We start from the raw sequence: 17,279 nt of genomic DNA, 5'->3' as shown, positions 1-17,279 counted from the left end.
AAGCGCCTTAGGCGCTTTTTGTTTCTTTTAATTTTGACCATATAAGTTCTAGTTCTTTAGGGGACTCATCATCCATCAATTTAGCATAAACCTCGACCAGCATTGTGAAATCTTTGTGACCCATCTGCTTCGCGATGAATGCAATGTTACCTCGAGTTGTCAGGCACCAGCAGGCGTAGGTGTGGCGAGTTTGATATGGCCGACGTGGACGGATGCCTGAACGCTTTTGGATCGCTGCCCACTTGGTGTTCCACGCGGTGGGAACATACCAGAAGTTTATGATCTTCTTGCGCGCCTGAGTGGATGGGGAAAGCAGTGGGGTAACCCTCTCTTTCCGGCTCTCGTGCCTGTTCTGGAACACCTCAATGACGCGTACAGGATGATCGGCAACAATCGACAGCAACACCCGGCAGGCTTCGACCGCTGGTGGCATTAATAATACTGAGCGGGGCTTCCCCGTTTTAGGAACCTTGAACGTGCCATTGGCGGTTATGGCGCGGGTTATGTTTATCTGCCCTGCGTCCAGGTCGATGTCCTCTACAGCCAGCGCGCATAGCTCACCTGGTCGAAGCCCGGTATACACGGCCAAGGTAATCGCCGCAGAGTCCTGGGGGTGAAGGCATCCTCTATCGACCAGCAGCTGAAACTCATCACGAGTAAGCGGATCCGGCTCTTGGCCTTGCATTGCGAACCGATTGCACGCTTCTGATAATCCCTTGCGGCAGTATCCATTGGTCTCGCACCAGCCCAGGAAACCGGCGAACGTCGCCAGGTAGTGATTGACGGTTGACGGCGCTCGATCTGCAATCAGCAACGTCCTCAGCAATTGAATGTCTTCGGGCAACAAAACTCCGGCGAAACGATCAATTCCAACCAAGGCAGTGCAGATGTCCAAGGCATAGCCGTACTTCTCCTCGGTCATCGGCGTGATGTCGACAGCCTTCAACGGCTTGTACCGCTCCAGTAATGCCCCAAGCCTTTCGTCCTTGGCACTGCTGTAGTTGGTCGCGTGCTTTGAGTTTGGAAAGTGCCGCCCATACTCAAAGTGGTCGGTTTTGATCTCATGAAGAATTGCCGCCCTTAATAGGGCGGCGTGTTTGATGTTGGCTTTGGTGATCGGAAGGCCGAGGGATTCGCGGCAGCGCATACGCCGCCACATGAACACAACGCGCAGGTTACCGCCGTGTATCTCAATCCCCTTGTGCTTTGCCAGCTCGGTTTCTAGGCCGCTTCCTGAGGTGCGCTCTCGGCCCCAGGTGCCGTTTTTCACTTTGTGGCGAATGGCGTCTTCGCTATAGCCAGTAAGTTCTGAGGCGCGGCTGATCATTATCCAGCGTGGAAATCTCATATTTTTCCTCTCCACAGGCTGCTGTCATGCGACATTGAGCGGACTGACAGTGGGTATTGCTCAAGGCCAGCCCCACGTCGGTGAGCAGGGGCGCTACTCGCAAAACGTGGATAAAAGGGGGCTAATCGGTGCACACGTTCCAAGTGAAAAGTATCAACGACATGTTATTGAAGCTGGACTGGGAGATAAGTCAGCTGCAGCGCAGTTACATCTCCAATGCGGTGGATAACCTTTCCACGTCGAGTTATTTTGCAATCAACGGCGCCCTCACGGCGTTCCACATTTGTGAATGGATCTGGCACAGCGGAAATGAGTTACAGCGTGCGATTTGGGGAAAAGGTCAGAAGGTAGGGGAGCCTACGAAGACAAACTTCCAGTTGAATCTGAGAGATGCTTGCCCAAACCTCACGGTATGTCGTGAGATCGCGAACTCCTTCAAACATTACGCCCCAGATCGTCATACCGATGAAGCGGTCAAGCCTGCCTCCGTTTGGTTTACTACTTTTCCGGCAAGGGCAGGGATTGCGCGAGCTGGGGACGCGTTGAACTCTCCGGCCGCAGTAGTGATGATTTCCAATGGCGTGGATACGCTGCCTGTTGCTCACGTCCTCAGCGTCGTCCATGGATACTTGGAGGACTTCTGTGAGAAACACGGGCTTCTTGGCGAAATTATTGATTAGGGCGGCAGCCTTTTTACCCTCTTTGCCAGGCTGCGCGAGCGGGCGTTTCTGAGGGGTTAGCGTTACATCACTGAGCGCTGCCCTGCGCAGATTTTCGTGGGGTATGAGTGCCTCGGCAGTGGCGCTGGGAGGAGCAATGATGCCTGCTGCTGCGCAGCAGAGACTGTTTGTTTCTAGCGTGTCGCCACCATTTGCAGCAATCCGCAAAGCGGACAGGGCACCGGTGTTGTTCTGTCGGTTCTCGGCCAGGTAAAAACACAAAAAGAGGCGACGCATTTATTCAATGCGCCGCGCCCCTCTTCCTAGCTCCTTACCGAATGTTGCCGGGCGAATTCAACACCTTCACCACATCATCAACTACCGCCTTCACCATTTCCTGCAAGTAATGCGACGCCCAGGCATAACGGTCCGTCTCCTTGGTCATCGCCGCATCTTCTGCGAGCAGTTTGGCGACATGGAGAAGGTCGGATGCGTGATGCAAGGCGTCTTGCAAGGAAACACCGCTGTTGACGCGGAATAGAGGTTGGTCGGAGTGAAAGAAGAAGGGGGTGACACCAAGAGTGGTTAACGCAGGTGGATTTGTAGCGGTCATCGGTAAAACTCCCATATCAAGTGAGAGCTACCACGTTCGTTATCAGGCGAATGGGGTGGCAGCTGTGCGCAGGCTGATAAACCGGAGATACAGGAACCCGGCAGACCCGAAGGTCTCCCACGCACAGCCGCCATTGCACGAAATGATGGGCGAAAAAAACGCCTGCAAATCGGGTTTGGTGGCGCTTGGTGCGCCTGCATCTTGACGGGTTATCAGGCCCGGTCGCTGAATTGGCAGCGACGAATGGAAGGGTAGCGTGGTGATAGGGAGGGTGCAACTGGGAAAATTGTGTCTTGGAAATAAATGCGTCCCCTTTTTTCCACGTCCCCTTTTTTCAGGAGTATCAGGGCATCTGATACGTGAACGCAACCGAGAAAGACAGAGATATCCTGGCGCGCACGTTGTACGGCGATGGCTTTGAAGACCAGATTGCCTTGGCCTCGACCATTCGCAAGCGTGTGTTCGACGGCCAGGCCGCATCTTGGTGGGGAGGCATATGCTGGCGTGTGCCTGAAGCCGTTGCAGTTCAACTGCTGGAACCAGAACGACCCGAACTACACTTACCTGAGCGGTGCCAAGCAGATCCCTGCCGCGCAGTGCGCCTAGGTTCAGCGCGCGGCTGACCAGGTTATATCGGGTGCGGTGCCGGACCCTACCGGCGGCGCTACGCACTACTACGCGACCACGGTGCCAAAGCCCCGGCCTAGGCGTCGAAGGCAAAGCAAACGCTGCGCCTCGGTCACCATGTCTTCTTCAAGGATGTGCCGTGATGACGCCCGTACAGATCATGGTCACACTTTGCTGGCGATGGTGATCAGCGCCGCATGCACCTGGCAGGTTCAGGAATGGCTTATAGGTATGAGGCTTGTCGAGCAGGCCGGCAGGACGCCGTAGGGAGTTGGGGGTTAGCAGGCTGATTTGACTATCAAGTGCCCAAACATTTCCATGTATTCATTCGGGCCATCAAGGTCGGCAGCATCAAAATCACGTGACCAGTGAGCGAGCCAGTTTTCAAGATCTTCAGCGCTGTACTCGTGAGTTGCAACACCAACCATAATATCGACGAATTCGTCGCTGGGCGCGGTCAGCTCGTAACCATTCAGGAGGAGAAAAATATACCCAGCAGCTGCCGCAGTTCGCTTATTGGCGTTTGCAAAGCAGTGGTTTTTGATGAGGCTTTCCATAAGAACTGCGGCAAGACAGAACATGTCGTTTGTCTGCGTGTAGTACCTATGAGTCGCAGGTCTTGCCTGGGAGGAGTGGAGCAGTTCTTCGCTGAGGACGCCCAACGGTTCCGTTGGGGTTTGCGCTAAAATTAGGCGTTTGTTAATCCATATAAGGGCATCTGGAGTGAGATAGCGAATCCCCTCCAGGTGCTCGCTTAGCGCAGACGTATCCATTGTCGACACAAATTAGACCTTTGCCAGAGCCTCGAACGCCTTTTCATAACGCTGGAAAGCTGTGCAGAAGGCTTTTTCGATTTGAGCCTGGTATACGCCTTCAGCCGAACGTGGTTCCGCCACGCGCGATTTGTCGCGCTGAGGGATGTAGATGCGGTCGGTTTTTTTCAGTGCGTGTCCCACGGTTTTCTCCTCGTCCCGGCGGTGCCGGGGAATGCCATAACTGGTCCAGAAATGGTCTTCATGCTCCGTAAAACGTAATTTACGGTCCACTTAAAGTGGATGGCGATTCTTCATATGTCAACGCATGAAGTCAATGAAAAATAACTATCGGAAAGCCCGTTCGTCATTTGGTTACCATTCACACAGTGTGTATCGACCGAAATTTCTGTATCTAAATGCTCTGTTGAGACCATTCATAAAATCAGACAGCAATCTGGCTAAGCAGTTCGTAAAATTGACCAGCCGATCAGGATGCGACCGATAATCTCAGGAAAATTCTGTCTAAAACTGTTGAAAGTGATGGGGCAAAGGGGGCGCTTGGCCCAGCATTTTTTGCGATGGCGGCAAGGTTAACACGCGAGGTGGCGGGTTCGCAGGTTGCAAACGGCCAGGTAAAACGCAAATTAACCCAATAAAAAGCCCGGCACAGTACCGGGCTTCGAAAGGCGATGTGCAATCAAGCTCTTTTCGCTTCTGCCTCATCATCACGAGATTCTGCTGCTTGGTCGCTTCAGTCAGAACCTCACTGTAGACGCGCTTTTTTTGATCAGATTTTGCGTCACGGATAAAGTCGGCAAAGGAGCTTTTTGCGCCTTTGGACAAGCCCAGCTTGATCGATATCATCAACGCGCTCCTGATGGTGGCCCGAGCTTAGCCGCTAGATCGGCCCGTGTATGCTGCTCGGGAATATGGTAGTCAATTTTGTCGACACCTGCTTTGTAAAGTCGTCCAGAGTTGTCGATATGCTTGATAGCAAAACCTCGCGAACGTCCCCGCTGATTAAGCGGCAAACTCGTTGCGAAGCTCATCGGGGTCGATCCATAGGAGGTCGAGACTATCACGCGATTCCAGCTCCTTTACTGGCCGAAACGTCACTTAATACATCGGTTTTATGTATAAATATGCAAATTAGCATTTGCCAACCCCAAAAACTCCCGTCACTATCCGCGCTATGCAAAAACGCAACGTTTCTATCGTCTTAAGAGAGCTGCTGGACCGCGACCGGATCTCCCCCACGGAGCTTCACCGCCGTACCGGCGTGCCTCAATCCACACTGTCCCGGATCCTCAGCGGCAAGATCGTTGATCCGTCGGATAAACACATCTCGCGCATCGCCGAGTATTTTCGCGTCAGTACTGATTACCTGCGCGGGCGCGCAGCAGTGGGCGTTGTGCGCGACGATGGGCGCGACCCGATGCATTCGGAACTCAAGGACATAAGCCTGTGGGACGACGACACCCCCGTTAATGATGACGAGGTGTCGATCCCCTTTCTGCGCGAGGTTGAATTGGCTGCTGGATCAGGAAGATTCGTCATCGAGGAAAGTGAGAAAGCCAGCCTGCGGTTCGGCAAGCGCAGCCTGCGGCATAATGGTGTGCAGTTCGACCAGGCCAAATGCGTGACGGTACGTGGCAACAGTATGTTGCCGGTATTGCGCGACGGCGCCACGGTAGGGGTGAATGCCGGCAAGAGCGGCATTGGCGATATCGTGGATGGCGACCTGTATGCCATCAATCACAACGGCCAGTTGCGGGTTAAACAGCTCTACCGCCTACCTTCCGGTATTCGCCTGCGCAGCTTCAACCGTGATGAACACCCCGATGAGGACTACAGCTTCCAGGATATCCAGGATGAGCAGATCAGCATCCTCGGTCATGTTTTCTGGTGGGGCATGTACGCCCGCTAACCTCCACGCGTAAGAAGAAACCCGCCCATGTGCGGGTTTTTTTTCGTCCATAGGAAACCGGCAAAACCCAAGCCCGCCAGGCTTCGAATGCATCCGTGCATTCCGGCAGCAAAAATAAATGCATTTGTGCATTGACTGTATATGCATACATGCATATTCTTCATCTCAAGCCAGCCAACAAGGCCGGTGGAGGCGGCAAGGATGCTGCCAAGGAAGACAAGGAAGGCACGCAACATCGGCAAGGACGCCATCGAAGCGATGGCAGGGATGCCAGGCAACACCGGCAAGGATGCCGACGCTCTTTAGTTTCAACGCTTCAACAACGGGCAGCGATGAACCGGCCTTAACGGTTCAGAGGGTTGGCAACTGACCCGGGTGTGCAGCGTAAAGCACCAAAAGCAGTTATCCGGCAGACAGGGATCGTGGTCGGAAAAACATCGAGGAAAGGACCGTACCGCGCCAGTAGCGCCGAAAGTCCGAGGACATCATTACTGAAAAGCCCGGGCGACCGGGCTTTTTGGAATGCCTACCTACTCAAGCATTTGTAAATGAAATACGGACTATTTATTGCTCAGCCAGGAGGCGTGACATGACAAGTGAACAGCAAGCGTTAGCGGAGATGCCTATCTGGCTGGTCATCGTACTGGCAGTGATCGGCGGTGTATCCGGCGAGATGTGGCGGGCCGACAAGGAGGGCGCCCGCGGTTGGTCGTTGATCCGCCGCCTGGCCCTGCGTTCCGGGGCGTGCATGGTTTGCGGGGTTTCGGCTTTGATGCTGTGCTACGCCGCCGGCATGTCGATCTGGACCGCCGGCGCCATTGGTTGCCTGACCGCCATGGCCGGTGCCGACGTGGCTATCGGCCTTTACGAGCGGTGGGCGGCCAAGCGCATCGGGATCAACCAAGGCTCCCGCCAGGACCCGCAGTAATTGTTGCAAGGACGCTACTAAAATGACGCTTATCGAAAAGCCATCGCAACTGCCCCAGGCCATTGGCGCGGCGCTGCATGCAGCCCTCCCGGGCCTCAAGGTGGGGAGCCACCAGGACTTCCAGGGCGACGCTGAAAAAAACGGCGTAATGGTTACGGTCGAAGGTAATGGCCCTGGCATTCGCTCTCGCGAGGGGCGCAAAGCCCACGTCTTGGCCATCTCACTCAGGGCCATGGTTGCTCCCGGTGCATTGGCGTTCGATGCCTGCGACCTGGCCAGCCAACTGATGGACCTGGTGCTGGATAACCGATGGAACCTGCCCCCGGCACAGTGCGATTTGCCGGCGAATATCGTCGCTGCGCCCGCTTTGCGCACTTCCGTAGAAACGGACTACGACACCTGGACGGTTTCCTTCACGCAAACCCTCTATCTGGGGCCGACGCTACTCGACGATCCCACAGGCCAACCGCTATTTGCCTGCACCTGGGACGTCTCCAACATCGACGACCCGGCCCAATACAAGCCACTGGCGGAGTAACCCATGTTCGACGCGCTGTTACGCATGCAATTGGGACCGATCGTCGAACGCCTGGCCGAGATGGAGTCCCAGCTCGAGGACCTCTACCGCCGCGCCGAGAGCTTCTGCCGGATCGGCATCTGCCAGCAGGTCGATGCGGCCAGCAACACCTGCAAGGTCAGCCACGGTGACTTGCTCACCCCGGCGATCCGCTTTTTCAACCCCAGTGCCGGTGCACAAACCGAAACCCGCATCCCCACGGTGGGTGAGCAATGCCTGCTGCTCAACTACGGCGGGGGGGAGGGCGGTGTGCAATCCGTGGCCCTGTTCGGCCTTAACAGTGATCGCTTCCCGCCGGTCTCCAGCGTGGCAACGCTGACTCGGCGCCGGCATCAAGATGGCACCCAAAGCGACTATGACGACGCCAGCCACACCTTCAACTGGGTCAACGGCCCGACCAGCTTCAGCGGTTCCCGCGAACAGGTTGACGTCAAAGTCGGCGCCGCCAGCCTGACCCTCAACGCCCAAGGCATCACCCTGCAAGTCGGCGGCACCAGTCTGTTGCTGGATGCCGGCGGCGCGCACTTCAGCGGCCCGGTGGTGGACCATCAAGGACGCGTCATCAGCCCCCGATAAGGACACCCCATGCTTGGAATCGATAGGAACACCGGGGCGGCCGTCGACGACTGGCTGCAATTTGTGCAGCGCGCCACCCGAGCGCTGACCACCCCTGTGGGCACTCGGCAAAAACGCCCGTTGTACGGCTCGCTGATCCCACAGTTGCTCGGCCAGAACCTCGGCGACGACCTGTTGATCCTCGCCCAGAGCCACGCCGCGCAGGCCTTCTACAACACCCACAACGGCATCGGCGACTTCGACCCTCAGGTCATTGTCGCCACTCGCCAAGGCGCCGGCCTGCTGTTGCGGTTTGCCGGCACCTGGAAAAACCGCCAACAATCCTTCGAGGTCGTGACATGAGCATGCTGATCCCCGGCCAGAACCAACTGGCGGAACCGGCCATCATTAAGGTCGATGAGTTCGAACCGTTGCTGGCCGAATTCAAAGCGTTTGTCATCGACTATGTCGCCACCCGCGCGCCGCAAAGCGCAGCCAAACTCCAGGCCAGCCTCGACAACGAAAGCGAACTGCTGACCCTGGCCCTGGAAGCTTTTTGCGTGCGCCTGCAAACCCACGAACGCAAATACAACGCCCGCATCAAACAGATGCTGGCGTGGTGGGCCACCGGTAGCAACCTGGATGCACGCCTGGCCGATATGGGCCTGGAACGCCAAATGCTCGACCCTGGCGACCCGGCCGCGTTCCCGCCGGTGCCACCCACCTTGGAAAGCGACGACGACGCCCGCCTGCGCTACTACCTGGCACCCCACGCCCCAGCGGCGGGCTCGCGCATGCAGTATCGTCGCGAAGTGTTCACCCTTGGCGAGCGCCCGGCGGTGAAAGTGCAGAGCGCGACGCCTGGGGTGGTGACGGTCACCTACACCTTCGACCCGGACGGCTATGCGGCCCAGATCAAGGACGGCAACGCCCGACGTACTGCACCGGGTGAAGTCATGGTCACCGTGCTTTCCCGCGAGGGCGACGGCACGCCGTCTGCCGACTTGCTTGACGGCGTGCGTCGACATTTCGCACGGCCGGATGTACGGCCCGAAACCGACCTTGTCAGCGTTCAGGGCGCACAGATTCAACCCTACAAAATTCGCGTGGTGGCCAAGATCAACGCCGGACCGGACTCCGGGCTGACCCAAGTGGCAGCGCAGAAACTGCTGCAAGACTACGCAGAGTCCTGCCACCGCCTGGAAGGGCGGGTCGACCCCAGCTGGATCGACTACGCCATCCACAGCGCCGGCGCCGCGCAACTGCAAATTCTTGAACCGCTGGCGCCGATTGTCAGCACCGCTTTTCAGGCCCCGTATTGCATGGGCGTCGAGGTGGAGGTGCGCACCCTATGAGTGAACCCAAAGCGAGTTTGTTGCCGGCCAACAGCTCACCGCTGGAAAAGGCTCTGGACCTGGGCTTCGGCACATTGCTTGAGCGCGTCACGCCGCCGTTTCCAGCGCTGATGAATCCACTTCAAACCCCAAGCGAATTCCTCCCTTACCTGGCCGCCGACCGCGGTGTCAGCGAATGGGACGCCGAGGCCAGCGAGGCGGAGAAGCGTCTGACCGTGGCCTTGTCCTGGCAGATCCAGCGTCAGGCCGGCACGCCCAAGGCGCTGAGCCATGCGGTGGAGTCATTGGGTTTTACCCCCAACATCAGCGCCTGGTACCAGCAGCGCCCCGTGGGCGTGCCTTACACCTTCGACGTGCAGGCAATCATTGGGCGCAGTTGGTCCAGCGGGGATCACAACCGGCTGATCCGGCGTATCAATGCGGCCAAGAGTGAGCGCGATCAGGCGACGATTACCATCGTGCATGAAACCGAAGGCCAGCTCGCGCTCACGCAAGTGCTCGACGCGCCTTTAAGCGACGGCGAGTTCTACCTGAACGGCGCGTTGCCGGACTTGGCGCTGGTTGCCCGGCTAAACAGTGCCGGGGTTGCCCAGCACTACACCATTAACGATTACGACCTCAGGGCGCAGCCATGACAGATGAAATCACGCGCCTGGTGCGCTTCACCTCCAAAGGTTTGGATGAAGTGCTGCAGGCAAAGAACCAGGGCCTCAAAGGCGAAATCACCCACGTTGGCGCCGGCACCGGCCGCTACAACCCCGACGGCAGCGAAGTGGCCTTGCGTGACGAGCGCCAACGGGTGGCCATCGTCGATTACGAAGACCTGGGCGAGCGCCAACTCAGGATGGCCGCGCTGTTCGATGGCGACGGTGAGTATGAGATTGGCGAGTTCGGTTTTTACCTCGCCAGCGGCACCTTGCTGGCGGTGTATTCCGTGGCGGGGAAGTTGCTGACGTATAAAGCGGCGGCGGCGCGGGTGCTGCAGAAGTTTACGCTGGATGTTTCGCCGTTGCCGGCGGATAGCGTGACGATTGTGGTGGGGAGTGAGAACTTGAATCTGTTGTTGGCGGAGGAGATCGCGATTATGGCGGCGGCTTCGGTTGGCAATATGTCCCGCCACCTTGATTTAATGTTTCGGGTCATGCATCTCGAAACGAAGTAATTGCACTGACAAAAGTGCTGGAAAGATTAATTGACAGGGAGTTGATGATGGGGATTGAAACGACTATTACGAAGGTTGTGGATGCGTGTAATAAACTCACCGATACGGTTACTTCTCAGGTCGGAAAAATTAATACTCGAATGGATACTGCTCAAGAACAGTTTTCTACTTGGCGAGGCACTGTTCAAGCCAAGGATATTAATGGTCGCGCGTCTTATTCGCAGGTTATTGATCTAACTGGTTTATCCACCAATATTTTTTATCCGGTATGGTGGCGTATGCCGGGTAACGAACAGGGGATTTCTGAAATAGTCATATCTAGGAACTATGCTCAAAATCATGAATTGAATCCATTTAATAATAATTTTGAACCTCATGTTGCGGGCTTGAATCTTCAAATGGAAGGCTGCGGCATTCCTTGGAATGGAGATGCAAATTTTCTAGCCATAAAGCGCGTCTCTCAAACGTATCGAGAGACTGTCCGAAAAGCGCAGTTCGCGATGCTTTCTTTTGTTCGGCCTGTAACTGGCTTGAAACCGATTTGGCTTAATTTGACGCCAGGTGTTCTGACCACATCGCCGCAAGAGTCCGGGTGCTACTTGCGCGGTGGACTAACATATCTTGTGACCAAAAGCTTTCAAGAACCCGTGAAGTACAGTCGTACGGATGAAGAGGTTGAGCTAAGCCAAGCAGTTACGCCGGAGTATGAAATTTCTTGGAAGGTCAAACCGTTCGTAATGACCGCGCCAGAGCTGGGCGATACATATCCGGAAAGTAACACGGCATACACGTTGGATAACGATAAGCGCTATGCGGTGAAAGGAGTATGACCATGGGCCGTTCTATTAGAAAGCTGTTACTTGATTCGGGTGAAACGCTCATCAACGTTCCCGCAGACCGCCCTACGTTGGTTTCTCTCGGATTCAGTGAATCTCGGGCCAATGAGTTGTGCAAGGAGGCTGAAAACGCTGAAAAGCAGGAGGCAGTTATTACTGCGCGCCGTACTTTGTACGCCACCCAGGCCGACCCGCTATTTTTAGAATGGCAATACGACGAAACCCCTGAAAAAGAAAAGGTCTGGCGTGACAAAGTCGCCGAGATCAAGGCGCTCTACCCCTTGCCTGATCGCACCTGACCCACCTCCGCGAAAGCGGTTTTTTTCGCCTCCCCAAAAGCCCCTCCCCGCAGGGGCTTTTTGCATTTCCCACCCGGAGATTTCCACCCATGCCCACCCGCCAAACCTACACCGTCCTCATCCCATTCCCCATCGGCAACGGCCATTGGTCTACCGCCGGTGAGGAGCTGGAACTGCTCGACGTCGAAGCATCCGCCCTGCGCACCGCTGGCCGTCTGGAACTGACCAGCGTCCTCAACTCCACCCCGAAGAAGGCTGAATAACCATGGCAGAAGTCCTGAACTTCGAGCACAACGGCATCACTGTGAATGCCACTGAATCCCCCGAGGCCATGGGTGGCCTTGGCGATAACGTCATTGGCCTAGTTGGCACTGCGCCGAATGCCCATGCGTCAATCCCGAAAAACGCCCCGTTTCGCATCAACAGCTTCACCGCCCAGGCGCTCCTGGACCCTACCGGCACTGAGTCGGGCACCTTGTTCCAGGCGGTGTACCAGATCCTCAAAGTGGTCAAGGTGCCGGTCTATGTGGTCATCGTCGAAGAAGGCGCCACCCCGGCCGACACGATCAACAACGTGATCGGCGGCAACGACCCGGTCACCGGTCGCAAACTGGGCCTGGCGGCCCTGAGCAGCGTCCCTGAAGACCTGACCATCATCGGCGCTCCAGGCTTTACCAGCACCAAGGCCGTGGCCGGTGAGTTCGCCTCCTTCGGCAAGCGCATCAAGGCCCGTGTGGTGCTGGATGGCAAGGACGCGTCCGTTGCCGACCAAGTGACCTACAGCGGCGAACTGGGCGGGGCCGACCTCGGCTTCGACCGTTGCCTGCTGGTGCACAACATGCCGTCGGTGTACTCCAAGGCCGCGAAGAAAAACGTGTTCCTGTCGCCATCCTCGCTGGCCATTGCCGCATTGGCCAAGGTCAAGCAGTGGGAAAGTCCAGGTAACCAGGTGACGTTCGCCGAGGACGTTTCCCGCGTGGTCGAGTACAACATCCTCGACACCTCCACCGAAGGCGACTTGCTCAACCGCTACGGCGTGAGCTACTACGCCCGCACCATCCTCGGCGGCTTCTCGCTGTTGGGCAACCGCTCCATCACCGGCAAGTTCATCAGCTACGTCGGCCTGGAAGATGCCATCAGCCGCAAGCTGGTCAAGGCCGGCCAGAAAGCCATGGCCAAGAACCTCACCAAGTCCTTCATGGACCAGGAGGTCAAGCGCATCAACGACTGGCTGCAAACCCTGGTGGCCGACGAAACCATCCCCGGCGGCAGCGTGTACCTGCACCCGGAACTGAACAGCGTCGAGAAGTACAAGAACGGCACCTGGTTCATCGTCATCGACTACGGCCGCTACGCGCCGAACGAACACATGGTTTATCAACTCAACGCCCGCGATGAAATCATCGAGCAGTTCCTGGAGGACGTTCTCTAATGTTTACCAACCGAGTCAGACAGGCCATTGCGGCCACCCTTCAAGGCCTGCCGTTGTCCGCAACCGTAGAAGAGTTCACCCCGCCGAAGATCGAGTTCGACATGGAGCCCATGTCCGGCGGGCGCTTTATTGCCGAGGAAATGGCCAAGAGCGGCAAGGTGCTCAACGCCAAGCTGGTGCTGCAAGGTGCCGGCCCGGAAATCATGCTGGCCCTGGGCGTGCGCACTGGCGACGACATCTTGCTGAACGTGCGTGAAGCCGGCCAAGACCAGGACGGCAAGACCTACTTCACCTACCACACCGTGGGCGGCAAGCTCAAATCCCTGGAGGAGGCGAAGCTGAAAATGGGCGACAAGGCCACCACCACGCTGGAGCTGTCCTGCCGTACCTACAACCGTCTGGAAAATGGCATTTCGGTGATCGATATCGATGTGCGCACCCAGAAGTTCGTGCTCAACGGCGTCGACATCCTTGGCGATGCGCGCCGCGCCGTGCTGATGCCTTAAGGGCCGGCGCAATCTGAAGCGAGCACGGTCAAGGTGGGAGCTGGCTTGCCTGCGATGCAGGCGACTCGGTATCTCTGGAGCATCGAGTGGATGCCATCGCAGGCAAGCCAGCTCCCGCAGGGGCCGTGCTCAGGTTTAGATTTTTTGCACTTTTCAACACCGCTCAACAAGGAATTCCCCATGGCCTGGATGCCACCGTTGCACATCCTGCTGTCCCCGATCACCGCCGACACCGGTGCAATGATCGAGCAGGTTCAACTCAAGCCGTTGTTCTACGCCGCGCAGAAAGACGCGCTGGCCCGGGCCGGTGATGACGAGGACGACCAGTTCTTCGAACTGGCGAAACTCGCCACCGGCCTGTCGGAAAAAGAGCTCGACCAACTCAAGCGCCCGGACTACGTGAGCATTGCGCAGTACGTACACGAAATGTCGACACGGCCGGCCTCGTTCTTCCTGAAAGAACAGGACGTGACGACCCACGACCAGCCTGTCCACCTGCTATTACCCCTGGAAGCCGCCGGCCGAAACCTGTCGGAACTGCCCCTGGAAATGCCCGCCCTGCGCGCTACCAAGGTGATGAAAAAGCTAGCCACTAACAAAGAGCGTGCCGAGTTCATCACCGCCCATTGTACCGGCCTGATGATTCCCGATCTTGCCGGCCTGACCGTGCCCGACTGGACCGAGCTGCAGGAGCGCATCGACGATTTTTTAAACAAACCGGCGGACTTCTTTCGGAGCGCGACATCGAAGTGATTCTCGATGTAGTGCCGCTGGTTTACTCGGTGAACGAAGCGGAAATCCTCGATTGGGAAGCCGGCAAAGCATTGCGCCGCTACGACATCGCAATCAGTCGTCTTGGCGTCAAACAGGAGTAGAGCGCAATGGCAGATAGTAATCATGGAGCAGGGTCAGCCATTGCCAAGGACGGCGTGATGACTCAGGGCGCCCTTCAGATGACAGGAATGCAGGCCAGTCTCAAACCTATCACCCAAGCGCTGCCGAGCCCGCTTGAGGTGGCCCCGGGGAGTGCGGCGAGTTTGGCCCTGGCATTGGCCGATGCCAGCTTGCAGATCAAGCATCTGGCGGACGGGCAGGTACGGTTGGTCGATACGCTGGAGCTGTTCAACGTCTCGTTGCTCAAGGTGATGGACGCCCGGCAAGCTCAAACTGCCGGGAACGCAGAGGGTACGAAGACCGTCGCGGCTACAGACAAGCGCACACCCTCGCAGGCGCTGGACGCCGCGATGACCGATATTGATCAACTGTTGATGTTTGCCCGGCATGAGCGCAAGGCATTGCGTGAAGCCAACCTTGCCATGGCGTCCGAGCCGGTGGTGGCTGCCAGTGGTGCCAGTGCCGTCGACCTCGCGAAGGTCGAGTATGCCGCCGCCCGTTCCGGTATCGGCAGTGATCGCAAGGACGCTTCCGGCAATATCGACCCCGTTGGGCGCCGGGCAGACCTGCAGCAGTTCGCTCGCGACGCTGCGATCCTGGCGACGGCGTTCAAGATCGACGTCAAAAATGCCGGCGAAATCATGGGCGGCTGGCGCGAGTCAATGCACCTTGATCGCGCACAAGCCTTGGACCTTGCCGACGCAACAAACGTGCTGGGCACCCAGGTATCGCTCAAGGCCGAATCGGCGGATATCGGCGCTGTTGTGCAACTCCAGGGCGCTGCCGCGAAGGCTGCGGGCATGAGTCCCGAACAGGCTGCAGCGCTTTCGGCGGCGTTGTTGAGCGCAGGTAACAACAAGGCTGTTGCTGGTGCCGGGCTGGAAAAAATCAGCACCGTCCTGGCTAAAGGCGACAACGCCTCTGCAGGGCAACGCAGTGCCTGGGCAGAGCTCAAGCTTGATCCAAAAGTACTCGCGGCGGGCATGAAACAGGACGCCCCACAGGCCGTGCTTACGGTGCTGGAGGCGCTCAAGTCGCAACCTGCCGAAAGGCAGGCGGTGCTGGCGACGCAGTTGTTCGACGGCAACCAGACGATTCTGAGCCTGGTACCGGTGATCGACAACGTGAAACAGGCCTTTTCGCTGGTCGCAGAAAAATCCACCTACGCCACTTCGACGCTGGGCGACCAAGGTTCGGTGCTGCGTTCCGCCGCGGTTCGTGCGGACTCTACTTACGCGCGTCGGCAAGCCTACGAGGCCAGTACCACACGCTTGAGCACCGCCTCTGATACAGCGCTGGCCCCCGTTGTGGATGCCTCGCTGACCGTAATGAACGGCCTGGTCAGTGGCGTGGCTTGGCTCGCGGAAGGCCTGCCCAAGGCTGCCGCTGCCGTCGCCCTGGCGGGGGCGGTGCTGATCCCGGTGGTTTCTGGTGTTTTCGGTGCCGTGAAGGACAAGATTTTCGAAAAGGTCGCAGGGAAAGTGCTCGGAGAGGGGCCGGCAGCAGGGAATAAAACCACACCGCCGGACAGCCAGCGCAAAGCCCCGAGCAATGACGAGCACAGCGGTAATCGCCCGTCTGCTTCCGGCCCTGGCATCTCTGGCAAAGCGGCGAAGGTGAGCAAGCTGGCCAAAGGGGTCCCCCTGGGTTTGGTGGTGGCCCAGGCCGGTGTCGAGATGACGAAAGGCGCGATGACCGGAAACCTGGGTCAAGCGGTTGGCACTAGCGTGGGCTCTATCGGCGGCGGTGTTGCCGGCGGTGTCGTCGGTGATGTGGCTGGGATGGCGATAGGCCGAGCGGTCGGCACGCTGGCGGGAGCCGTTATCGGTTCGGTCGTTCCGGGTGCCGGCACAGTGTTGGGCGGTGTGATGGGCGGCGTCGCCGGGGGCGCAATCGGTAAGGTAGTCGGTGGTGCCGTGGGCACTTTCGTGGGCAGTGACGTCGGTGCGTGGCTGGCTGAAAAAGTGATGGGGGCGGGCGATCGCCTGCCATCCCCCACAGAGGTCAGCAAAAACCTCAACGCCCCTCAAGCCGACAACCGCCAAATCAACTTCGCCCCGCAAATCACCATCACCGCGCCTGAGCAAGCCAGCCATCAACAACTGGCGGCGCTCGTGGTGCAACAGATCGAAGCGCAATTTACCCCGCTGTCGATGGACAACCTGCTGGCGACCCGACGCGGCGCAGCACTCACCGATGGAGCTGTGTGATGCGACAACAGATGGTCTTGGGTACTTTTATTTTCGGGCTGTCCCGTGGGTTCGCCTACGACACGCTTGATCGTGGTAGCAGCGGGGGCTGGGTCAGTCTCGACATCATTGCCGGCAAACCTAAATCCAGCCAGGTCGGCCAGGGGCTCGAAACCCTGGCATTGGGCGGCAAGGCTGCGCGTGCCAATGGCATGGCGCGCCTGGATGAGTTGCGCACCCTGCAGGCCCTGCGTGCGCCGTTGCCTTTGGTGGACGGGTTAGGGCGTAACTGGGGGCTATGGACCATCCGGTCGATCAGTGAAAAACAAGCCAGCGTGATCGACGACGGGACGGCCATGGTGATCAATTGGACATTGTTACTGGAGGAGTTCGTCAATGCGTAGGGTTCGAAGTATTGCCGGCGACTCGGTGAACCTGTTGCTCTACCGTGAGCTGGGGCGCAGTGATGATGCCGCAGAAGAAGCGTTGTGGCGCTTGAACCCGGAGTTGGCCGAACAGGGCGCGGTACTGCCGGCGGGCGTCAGCGTGCTGGTGCCCGAATTGGACGCGCAACCAGTTGCGAGCCGGCCGGTTTCCGCCTGGGATTAAGGAGCCAT

The 17,279-nt window shown here is 57.9% G+C and carries 24 protein-coding genes and 1 pseudogene; 20 read left to right on the top strand and 5 right to left on the bottom strand.

Going from position 1 to position 17,279, the window contains the following annotated elements; all coding sequences use genetic code 11:
- Positions 1-7: 7 nt before the first annotated feature.
- Entirely contained in the window at positions 8-1,348 is a 1,341-nt protein-coding gene (locus tag HU730_RS06830) for a site-specific integrase (protein ID WP_254914012.1), read from the bottom strand.
- Positions 1,349-1,476: 128 nt separating this feature from the next.
- Here HU730_RS06830 and HU730_RS06825 point away from each other — a divergent pair, with 128 nt between their 5' ends.
- Positions 1,477-2,028 (top strand): hypothetical protein, encoded by a 552-nt coding sequence (locus tag HU730_RS06825; RefSeq protein ID WP_186526486.1) that lies wholly within the window; start codon positions 1,477-1,479, stop codon positions 2,026-2,028.
- A gap of 310 nt (positions 2,029-2,338) precedes the next feature.
- Here HU730_RS06825 and HU730_RS06820 read toward each other — a convergent pair whose 3' ends face one another.
- A complete protein-coding gene (locus tag HU730_RS06820) occupies positions 2,339-2,620 on the bottom strand; it encodes a DUF3077 domain-containing protein (RefSeq protein ID WP_186526487.1) in 282 nt (93 codons plus the stop codon).
- Between the two features lie 359 nt (positions 2,621-2,979).
- Here HU730_RS06820 and HU730_RS26615 point away from each other — a divergent pair.
- Positions 2,980-3,390, top strand: a pseudogene (locus HU730_RS26615) (cell wall hydrolase).
- Positions 3,391-3,525: 135 nt separating this feature from the next.
- On the opposite strand, the gene HU730_RS06815 reads toward HU730_RS26615, so the two are convergent.
- The 3 genes from HU730_RS06815 to HU730_RS06805 all read right to left on the bottom strand — a co-directional run bounded on the left by HU730_RS06815 (position 3,526) and on the right by HU730_RS06805 (position 4,866).
- A complete protein-coding gene (locus HU730_RS06815; RefSeq protein ID WP_186526488.1) occupies positions 3,526-4,020 on the bottom strand; it encodes a type II toxin-antitoxin system death-on-curing family toxin in 495 nt (164 codons plus the stop codon).
- A 12-nt stretch (positions 4,021-4,032) separates the two neighbouring features.
- Positions 4,033-4,293: a hypothetical protein gene (locus tag HU730_RS06810; protein WP_146120462.1), complete on the bottom strand. Its 261-nt coding sequence runs from the start codon at positions 4,291-4,293 to the stop codon at positions 4,033-4,035.
- Between the two features lie 231 nt (positions 4,294-4,524).
- Positions 4,525-4,866 (bottom strand): hypothetical protein, encoded by a 342-nt coding sequence (locus HU730_RS06805; protein WP_186526567.1) that lies wholly within the window; start codon positions 4,864-4,866, stop codon positions 4,525-4,527.
- 319 nt (positions 4,867-5,185) lie between these two features.
- Between HU730_RS06805 and HU730_RS06800 the strand changes: the two genes are divergently transcribed.
- The 18 genes from HU730_RS06800 to HU730_RS06720 all read left to right on the top strand — a co-directional run bounded on the left by HU730_RS06800 (position 5,186) and on the right by HU730_RS06720 (position 17,271).
- The gene (locus HU730_RS06800) at positions 5,186-5,929 is read left to right on the top strand and encodes an XRE family transcriptional regulator (protein WP_186526565.1); all 744 of its coding nucleotides are present in this window, start codon (positions 5,186-5,188) and stop codon (positions 5,927-5,929) included.
- Positions 5,930-6,518: 589 nt separating this feature from the next.
- The gene (locus HU730_RS06795; protein WP_034126475.1) at positions 6,519-6,857 is read left to right on the top strand and encodes a phage holin family protein; all 339 of its coding nucleotides are present in this window, start codon (positions 6,519-6,521) and stop codon (positions 6,855-6,857) included.
- Between the two features lie 22 nt (positions 6,858-6,879).
- A complete protein-coding gene (locus tag HU730_RS06790) occupies positions 6,880-7,395 on the top strand; it encodes a hypothetical protein (RefSeq protein WP_186526489.1) in 516 nt (171 codons plus the stop codon).
- Positions 7,396-7,398: 3 nt separating this feature from the next.
- Positions 7,399-8,010 (top strand): phage baseplate assembly protein V, encoded by a 612-nt coding sequence (locus HU730_RS06785; RefSeq protein ID WP_034126477.1) that lies wholly within the window; start codon positions 7,399-7,401, stop codon positions 8,008-8,010.
- A 9-nt stretch (positions 8,011-8,019) separates the two neighbouring features.
- A complete protein-coding gene (locus HU730_RS06780) occupies positions 8,020-8,352 on the top strand; it encodes a phage baseplate protein (protein ID WP_032893295.1) in 333 nt (110 codons plus the stop codon).
- Positions 8,349-9,344, top strand: a complete 996-nt coding sequence (locus tag HU730_RS06775; RefSeq protein ID WP_186526490.1) for a baseplate J/gp47 family protein — start codon at positions 8,349-8,351, stop codon at positions 9,342-9,344. Before HU730_RS06780 ends, HU730_RS06775 begins: the two co-directional genes overlap by 4 nt.
- Complete coding sequence (locus tag HU730_RS06770) at positions 9,341-9,979, top strand: phage tail protein I (RefSeq protein ID WP_186526491.1); 639 nt, start codon at positions 9,341-9,343, stop codon at positions 9,977-9,979. The genes HU730_RS06775 and HU730_RS06770 overlap by 4 nt, the downstream gene beginning before the upstream one ends.
- Positions 9,976-10,506: a hypothetical protein gene (locus tag HU730_RS06765; protein ID WP_186526492.1), complete on the top strand. Its 531-nt coding sequence runs from the start codon at positions 9,976-9,978 to the stop codon at positions 10,504-10,506. Before HU730_RS06770 ends, HU730_RS06765 begins: the two co-directional genes overlap by 4 nt.
- A 47-nt stretch (positions 10,507-10,553) precedes the next feature.
- Positions 10,554-11,336 carry a phage tail protein gene (locus HU730_RS06760; RefSeq protein ID WP_186526493.1) on the top strand — a complete coding sequence of 261 codons (783 nt, stop codon included), beginning with the start codon at positions 10,554-10,556 and terminating at the stop codon, positions 11,334-11,336.
- A 2-nt stretch (positions 11,337-11,338) separates the two neighbouring features.
- Positions 11,339-11,641: a hypothetical protein gene (locus tag HU730_RS06755; protein ID WP_170949840.1), complete on the top strand. Its 303-nt coding sequence runs from the start codon at positions 11,339-11,341 to the stop codon at positions 11,639-11,641.
- A gap of 89 nt (positions 11,642-11,730) precedes the next feature.
- Positions 11,731-11,904, top strand: coding sequence for a hypothetical protein (locus HU730_RS06750; protein WP_003189022.1), 174 nt, complete (start codon positions 11,731-11,733; stop codon positions 11,902-11,904).
- 2 nt (positions 11,905-11,906) lie between these two features.
- Positions 11,907-13,073 (top strand): phage tail protein, encoded by a 1,167-nt coding sequence (locus HU730_RS06745; protein ID WP_073453121.1) that lies wholly within the window; start codon positions 11,907-11,909, stop codon positions 13,071-13,073.
- Positions 13,073-13,579, top strand: coding sequence for a phage major tail tube protein (locus HU730_RS06740; protein WP_054897092.1), 507 nt, complete (start codon positions 13,073-13,075; stop codon positions 13,577-13,579). Before HU730_RS06745 ends, HU730_RS06740 begins: the two co-directional genes overlap by 1 nt.
- Positions 13,580-13,759: 180 nt before the next feature.
- Complete coding sequence (locus tag HU730_RS06735; protein WP_014717168.1) at positions 13,760-14,332, top strand: phage tail assembly protein; 573 nt, start codon at positions 13,760-13,762, stop codon at positions 14,330-14,332.
- Positions 14,329-14,454, top strand: a complete 126-nt coding sequence (locus HU730_RS26610; RefSeq protein ID WP_014717169.1) for a hypothetical protein — start codon at positions 14,329-14,331, stop codon at positions 14,452-14,454. Before HU730_RS06735 ends, HU730_RS26610 begins: the two co-directional genes overlap by 4 nt.
- A gap of 6 nt (positions 14,455-14,460) precedes the next feature.
- Positions 14,461-16,683: a phage tail tape measure protein gene (locus tag HU730_RS06730; RefSeq protein WP_186526494.1), complete on the top strand. Its 2,223-nt coding sequence runs from the start codon at positions 14,461-14,463 to the stop codon at positions 16,681-16,683.
- Positions 16,683-17,066 (top strand): phage tail protein, encoded by a 384-nt coding sequence (locus HU730_RS06725; protein ID WP_186526495.1) that lies wholly within the window; start codon positions 16,683-16,685, stop codon positions 17,064-17,066. Before HU730_RS06730 ends, HU730_RS06725 begins: the two co-directional genes overlap by 1 nt.
- On the top strand, positions 17,059-17,271 hold the full coding sequence (locus HU730_RS06720) for a tail protein X (RefSeq protein ID WP_014717172.1): 213 nt from the start codon (positions 17,059-17,061) through the stop codon (positions 17,269-17,271). Before HU730_RS06725 ends, HU730_RS06720 begins: the two co-directional genes overlap by 8 nt.
- Positions 17,272-17,279 lie beyond the last annotated feature (8 nt).

The sequence above is a fragment of the Pseudomonas sp. SWRI22 genome (genome assembly GCF_014268395.2).
Classification (GTDB): Bacteria; Pseudomonadota; Gammaproteobacteria; order Pseudomonadales; family Pseudomonadaceae; genus Aquipseudomonas; species Aquipseudomonas paracarnis.
The sequence above is the reverse complement of the archived record's forward strand: the minus strand, read 5'-3'. Positions and strand labels throughout refer to the sequence as shown.

What these genes read in the sequence shown, in the direction of transcription:
- HU730_RS06760 (WP_186526493.1), top strand. Translation starts at nt 10,554, where the DNA reads ATGGGGATTGAAACGACTATTACGAAGGTTGTGGATGCGTGTAATAAA.
- HU730_RS06775 (WP_186526490.1), top strand. Translation starts at nt 8,349, where the DNA reads ATGAGCATGCTGATCCCCGGCCAGAACCAACTGGCGGAACCGGCCATC.
- HU730_RS06805 (WP_186526567.1), bottom strand. Translation starts at nt 4,866, where the DNA reads ATGATATCGATCAAGCTGGGCTTGTCCAAAGGCGCAAAAAGCTCCTTT.
- HU730_RS06720 (WP_014717172.1), top strand. Translation starts at nt 17,059, where the DNA reads ATGCGTAGGGTTCGAAGTATTGCCGGCGACTCGGTGAACCTGTTGCTC.
- HU730_RS06790 (WP_186526489.1), top strand. Translation starts at nt 6,880, where the DNA reads ATGACGCTTATCGAAAAGCCATCGCAACTGCCCCAGGCCATTGGCGCG.
- HU730_RS06830 (WP_254914012.1), bottom strand. Translation starts at nt 1,348, where the DNA reads ATGAGATTTCCACGCTGGATAATGATCAGCCGCGCCTCAGAACTTACT.
- HU730_RS06815 (WP_186526488.1), bottom strand. Translation starts at nt 4,020, where the DNA reads ATGGATACGTCTGCGCTAAGCGAGCACCTGGAGGGGATTCGCTATCTC.
- HU730_RS06785 (WP_034126477.1), top strand. Translation starts at nt 7,399, where the DNA reads ATGTTCGACGCGCTGTTACGCATGCAATTGGGACCGATCGTCGAACGC.
- HU730_RS06755 (WP_170949840.1), top strand. Translation starts at nt 11,339, where the DNA reads ATGGGCCGTTCTATTAGAAAGCTGTTACTTGATTCGGGTGAAACGCTC.
- HU730_RS06765 (WP_186526492.1), top strand. Translation starts at nt 9,976, where the DNA reads ATGACAGATGAAATCACGCGCCTGGTGCGCTTCACCTCCAAAGGTTTG.
- HU730_RS06780 (WP_032893295.1), top strand. Translation starts at nt 8,020, where the DNA reads ATGCTTGGAATCGATAGGAACACCGGGGCGGCCGTCGACGACTGGCTG.
- HU730_RS06745 (WP_073453121.1), top strand. Translation starts at nt 11,907, where the DNA reads ATGGCAGAAGTCCTGAACTTCGAGCACAACGGCATCACTGTGAATGCC.
- HU730_RS06725 (WP_186526495.1), top strand. Translation starts at nt 16,683, where the DNA reads ATGCGACAACAGATGGTCTTGGGTACTTTTATTTTCGGGCTGTCCCGT.
- HU730_RS06820 (WP_186526487.1), bottom strand. Translation starts at nt 2,620, where the DNA reads ATGACCGCTACAAATCCACCTGCGTTAACCACTCTTGGTGTCACCCCC.
- HU730_RS06795 (WP_034126475.1), top strand. Translation starts at nt 6,519, where the DNA reads ATGACAAGTGAACAGCAAGCGTTAGCGGAGATGCCTATCTGGCTGGTC.
- HU730_RS06740 (WP_054897092.1), top strand. Translation starts at nt 13,073, where the DNA reads ATGTTTACCAACCGAGTCAGACAGGCCATTGCGGCCACCCTTCAAGGC.
- HU730_RS06735 (WP_014717168.1), top strand. Translation starts at nt 13,760, where the DNA reads ATGGCCTGGATGCCACCGTTGCACATCCTGCTGTCCCCGATCACCGCC.
- HU730_RS06770 (WP_186526491.1), top strand. Translation starts at nt 9,341, where the DNA reads ATGAGTGAACCCAAAGCGAGTTTGTTGCCGGCCAACAGCTCACCGCTG.
- HU730_RS06750 (WP_003189022.1), top strand. Translation starts at nt 11,731, where the DNA reads ATGCCCACCCGCCAAACCTACACCGTCCTCATCCCATTCCCCATCGGC.
- HU730_RS06730 (WP_186526494.1), top strand. Translation starts at nt 14,461, where the DNA reads ATGGCAGATAGTAATCATGGAGCAGGGTCAGCCATTGCCAAGGACGGC.